This is a genomic window from Kitasatospora sp. NPDC002543, from assembly GCF_053594915.1.
Window position 1 is genome coordinate 1 of the sequence record NZ_JBSFWR010000198.1, and the last position, 5199, is coordinate 5199.

Genomic DNA, 5199 nt, shown 5'->3' on the forward strand with positions numbered 1-5199 from the left:
CTTGCGGCCGCTGCCGGTCAGGTCGGCGAAGAAGACCCGGGCCGGGTCGGTCTAGACGTTCTTCACCCGGGCCTCGGGGTGGCCCGGACCGCACCGGGCCTCACCGGGCCGCACCACAGCGTTGCCGCCCCTGCCGCGGCGGCGTCAGCGCTCCATCACCCACACCAGCTGCCGTCCGGTCTCGCCCGGGGCGCGGACGGCGACGTCGGCGATCCGGTCCAGCCGGTACCCGAGCTTGCGCGGGACGGCAGCACTGGCCCCGTTCGCCCGGTCGCAGCGGATCTCCACCCGGGCGATCCCGGGCAGCGCCAGCGCGGCCTCGGTCAGCGCCCCGGCCGCGGCGGTGGCGATGCCGCGGCCGACGTGCCCGGCGGCGACCCAGTACCCGATCTCCAGCGCGCCCGGCCCGATCCGCCCGTGCAGGCCGAAGGCGCCGATCACGCCGCCGGGTTCGGCGTCCAGGCCGGCCAGGTAGATGAAGTCGGTGCCGGCCTCCCAGGCGGCCGCGCCGGCTCTGGTCAGCTCCGCGGTCTGGGCCCGGGAGGGGGCCTCGGCCGCCCACTCCATCCAGGGCCGCAGGTGGTCCAGGTTGGCGTGGACGGCCCGGTTCAGCGCCGCCGTGTGGGTGCTGCGGCGCCGGCGCAGCCAGAGGCCGCCGGGCAGCCGCAGCCGTTCCGGCGGCCGACCGGCGGTCACCTCCGTCACGGGGGCCGCGGCGGTCTCCGGCCCCCGTGACGCGGCTGCTTCCGGTGCCCGGCCGACGGTCGCTTCCGGCACCGGGGACGCGGCCGCTTCCGCCGCCCGGGCGGCGGTCACCCCGCGGCCGGGGGCAGGCCGCAGGAGCGTGGCTGTGCTTGGCTCATGACGGCGATTATGTCCTTGGCCGGGACCTGTCACCATCGGTTATCCCCCCGGTGGCGGGCGCGCCCGGCCGCACCCCGGCGCGTCAGAGCCGGACCATCACCTCGTCGAGCTCCTTGCGCCGCAGATCCGGCACGCGCGCCCCCTCGGCCGGGTAGCCGACCGGGATCACGTACGCCGCCCGCTCCTCCGCCGGGCGGTCGCACACCTCGTTGAGGAACTTCATCGGGCTCGGGGTGTGGGTGAGCGTGGCCAGGCCGGCCTGGTGCAGCGTGGACAGCAGCAGTCCGACCGCGATCCCCACCGACTCCTTGGTGTAGTACGGGCGCGGCGACTCGGGGCCCTTGTGCACCTCGAACACCACGATCACGGCCGGCGCGTCCTCCAGGAACGGCTTGCGCCAGTCGGTGCCGATCGGGGCGAGTGCGGCCAGCCACTCCTCCGAGGCCCGGTGGTCGTAGAACTCGCGTTCCTCGGCCTCGGCCGCCTCGCGCAGCCGCCGCTTGCGCTCCGGATCGGTGATCACCACGAACCGCCAGGGCTGCACGTGCGCGCCGCTGGGCGCGGTGCTCGCGGTCCGGACCGCCCATTCGACCACCCCGTCCGGGATCGGGCGGGTGGAGTAGTCGCGGACGGTCCGGCGCTGGGCCATCACGTCGTGGAAGGACCTGCTGCGGGCCTCGGCCTCGTGGGCGGGCACCGTCATGGGGATGAGCGGGACGGTCGGGTGGGACGTCCCCGCCACGGCGCTGTCTGTGCTGTCAACCATGGCGGACAGCACAGCACATGACGGCCCCTCCGGGAAGAGGTCCAGACCGATAGGTAGAGACCAATCCGGAAAGACCGCCCGCCTCCGGAAGGCCGCCCGCCTCCGAAAGACCGCCGCCTCCGGAAGGCCGCCGCTTCCGGACAGCGCCCGGTGCTACAGCTCGTGCACCCGACCGTCCCGGACCTCGATCCGCCGGTTCACCGACACCGTGTCCAGCATCCGCCGGTCGTGGGTCACCAGCAGCAGGGTGCCGGTGTACGAGCCGAGCGCGGACTCCAGCTGCTCGATCGCGGGCAGGTCCAGGTGGTTGGTGGGCTCGTCCAGCACCAGCAGGTTGACCCCGCGGGCCTGCAGCAGCGCCAGCGCGGCCCGGGTGCGCTCGCCGGGGGAGAGGGTGCCGGCCGGACGCAGCACGTGCACCGCCTTGAGGCCGAACTTGGCCAGCAGGGTGCGCACGTCCTCCGGCGAGAGCTCCGGCACCGCGGCCGAGAAGGCCTCCAGCAGCGGCTCCCCGCCCAGGAACAGGCCGCGCGCCTGGTCGACCTCGCCGACCACCACGCCGGAGCCCAGCGAGGCGCTGCCGCCGTCGAGTTCGAGCCGGCCGAGCAGGGCGGCCAGCAGCGTGGACTTGCCCGCGCCGTTGGCGCCGGTGATGGCGACCCGGTCCGCCCAGTCGATCTGCAGGTCCACCGGCCCGAAGGCGAAGTCGCCGCGCCGGGCGACGGCCGCGCGCAGGGTGGCGACCACCGAGCCGGAGCGCGGCGCGGTGGCGATCTCCATCCGCAGCTCCCACTCCTTGCGGGGCTCCTCGACCACGTCCAGCCGCTCGATCATCCGCTGGGTCTGCCGAGCCTTGGAGGCCTGCTTCTCGGTGGACTCGGCGCGGGTGGCGCGGGCCTTCTTGTCGTTGTCGCCGCCCTTGCGGCGGGCGTTGCGGACGCCGTGCTCCATCCAGTTGCGCTGCATCTGCGCCCGGGACTCCAGCGAGGCCTTGGTGTCGGCGTACTCCTCGTACTCCTCGCGGGCGTGCCGGCGGGCCACCGCCCGCTCCTCCAGGTACGCCTCGTAACCGCCGCCGTACAGGTTGACCTGCTGCTGGTGCAGGTCCAGCTCCAGCACCTTGGTCACGGTGCGGGCCAGGAACTCGCGGTCGTGGCTGATCAGCACGGTGCCGGCGCGCAGGCCCTTGACGAAGGCCTCCAGCCGCTCCAGGCCGTCCAGGTCGAGGTCGTTGGTGGGCTCGTCCAGCAGGAACACGTCGTAGCGGGAGAGCAACAGCGAGGCCAGGCCCGCGCGGGCGGCCTGGCCGCCGGAGAGCGCGGTCATCGGCAGGTCGAGGGAGACCTTCAGCCCGAGCGAGTCGGCGACCTCCTCGGCGCGCTCCTCCAGGTCGGCGCCGCCGAGGTCCAGCCAGCGGTCCAGGCTCGCCGCGTACGCGTCGTCGGCGCCCGGCCGGCCCTCCACCAGGCCCTCGGTGGCCTCGTCCAGCGCGGTCTGCGCGGCCGCCACGCCGGTGCGGCGGGCCAGGAAGTCGCGCACCGACTCGCCCTCGCGCCGCTCGGGCTCCTGCGGCAGGTGGCCGATGTTGGCGCTCGCCGGGCTCAGCCGCAGCGAGCCGCCCTCGGGGGCGTCCAGTCCGGCCAGCAGCCGCAGCAGGGTCGACTTGCCGGCGCCGTTCACGCCGACCAGGCCGATCACGTCGCCGGGGGCGATGACCAGGTCCAGGCCGGAGAAGAGGGTGCGTTCGCCGTGGCCGGCGCTGAGGTCCTTGACTACGAGTGTCGCGCTCATGATGGGGCCGATTGTAGGAGGATCCGGGCGCGCAGCAGAAAAAGGCGGGGGCCGCGGCCGGCTCGGCCACGACCCCCGGATCACCGGGCCCTGATCACCAGGCGCTGATCACCTGGCCCGGATCACTTGGCCTTGATCACTTGGCCTTCTTCGAGAAGTACTCGAACATGTGCTGGGCCACGTCCTCCAGGTACGGCCCGGCCTCGTAGGTGTTCGCGCCGTTGCCGATGGAGGTGTCGCTGACCAGGGCGGGCTTGCCGTCCTTGGTCGCGTACCAGCCGCCGCCGCTGCTGCCGCCGGTCATGTTGCAGCCGATCAGCAGCATCGCCGGGCGGCTCGGGTCGCCGGTCTTCGTGGACGGCTTGCCGCCGTCGCAGTGCTCCAGCTCGACGCCGTCGAAGGGCTTGCCCTCCGGGAAGCCGTAGTTGCTGACGGCACCGACCTGGTCACGCGGGGCGTTGAACCAGAGCGGGACGGACCCGCCGACGGTCTCCTCCAGCGACTTGCCGCCCGGGTTCGGGTTGGCGACCTTGACGATGCCGAAGTCGTACTGGCTCCACGGGCCGCCCTTCTCCGGGTCGGCCTCGGCGGCCCACTGCGGCGAGACCATGCCGGAGGTGGCGGTCCACTCGCCGTACGGCTCGGCGTCCTCCAGCTTGGCCTGCTTGTTGCCGTTGCTCAGCACGCCGTTGCTGTTGAAGGCCGGGGCGAAGGTGATGTCGGTGTAGTACTTGTTGCCCTTGCCGCCGTGCAGGCAGTGGCTGGCGGTCCACACCAGGTTGCTCTTGCCCGGGTTGGCCGGGTCGGAGACGACGGTGCCGGAGCACACGTAGTCCTCGTTGCCGTCCTTGAAGAAGATCTTGCCGTTGACGTGCATGTTCTTCGGGAACGGGTGCGCCACCGGCTTGGCCGGGACCATCGCGGGCAGCTGGTCCGCGCCGCCGCCGGGCTGGGCCGCGGTGGGCTTGGCGCTCGGCGCGGCGCTGGTGGGCGCGCTGGTGGCCGGCGCGGCGCCGGTGGGCTGCGCGGGCGGCTGGGTCGCGTCGGGCGCGGGCTGCGGCAGCGGCTTCGGCTTGGCCTCCAGCAGCTTCTGCAGCGTCCAGTAGCCCTTGACCGCCGGAGTGATGACGTTGGCCTGGGCCCACTTGTCCCAGTCCTCCAGCTTCCAGGTCTTCAGCTCGTCGAGCGTCGGAAGCTTGATCGGAGCCGCGCCCGGCGTACCGGAGGCGCCGGCCGTGGTGCCGGGAGCCGCGGTCACGGCCGGGTCGGCGTTGTCGGGCCCGCACGCGGTGGCGACCACCATGGTCAGCGCGGCGACGGAGGCGCCCAGGACGGCACGGCCCGGCCGGGATATCGGTGACATGAGTTCAAATCCCCCTGTTGACTACCGCCACGCGGCCCGTCCCCGGGTGCGGCCCCACTCGGCCGCAGGCATGGCAGGGGAGGAGTCTGCCATGCGGTCGGGGAACTCCCGAATTCCGTGCGGGGCCCGGGTGGGGCCGTCACCGGATCGGCACGCGACGGGCACCGGGCCTCCGCCTGGTAAAAGATCGTTTCAGAATGACTTTCGAAGGCGCCGGAGGCAGATGATGCTGCAGGCGAGGTCGAGTAGTCCCCGGTGGAGGTCTGCGCGTCGCTCGTAGCGGGTGCGGAGGCGTTTGAACTGGTGGAGCCGGGCGAAGGCGCGCTCTACGACCCAGCGCACCTTGCCGAGTCCGGAACCGTGGGCGACGCCGCGTCGGGCGATCATCGGCTTGATGCCGCGCCGCCGTAGCAGG

Annotated in this window: 5 protein-coding genes; all 5 read right to left on the reverse strand. The window is 73.3% G+C overall.

The annotated features are described in order from the left end of the window. Positions 1-144: 144 nt before the first annotated feature. On the reverse strand, positions 145-696 hold the full coding sequence (locus ACWD4P_RS37800; protein ID WP_449782765.1) for a GNAT family N-acetyltransferase: 552 nt from the start codon (positions 694-696) through the stop codon (positions 145-147). A 250-nt stretch (positions 697-946) separates the two neighbouring features. Beyond that, positions 947-1630, reverse strand: coding sequence for a nitroreductase family protein (locus tag ACWD4P_RS37805; RefSeq protein ID WP_359818512.1), 684 nt, complete (start codon positions 1628-1630; stop codon positions 947-949). A gap of 153 nt (positions 1631-1783) precedes the next feature. Then, the gene (locus ACWD4P_RS37810; protein WP_359818509.1) at positions 1784-3421 is read right to left on the reverse strand and encodes an ABC-F family ATP-binding cassette domain-containing protein; all 1638 of its coding nucleotides are present in this window, start codon (positions 3419-3421) and stop codon (positions 1784-1786) included. Positions 3422-3557: 136 nt separating this feature from the next. After that, positions 3558-4784, reverse strand: coding sequence for a hypothetical protein (locus ACWD4P_RS37815; protein WP_449782766.1), 1227 nt, complete (start codon positions 4782-4784; stop codon positions 3558-3560). Between the two features lie 192 nt (positions 4785-4976). Continuing rightward, positions 4977-5199: transposase (locus tag ACWD4P_RS37820; protein ID WP_449782767.1), on the reverse strand; the 223-nt coding region annotated here is incomplete at its 5' end.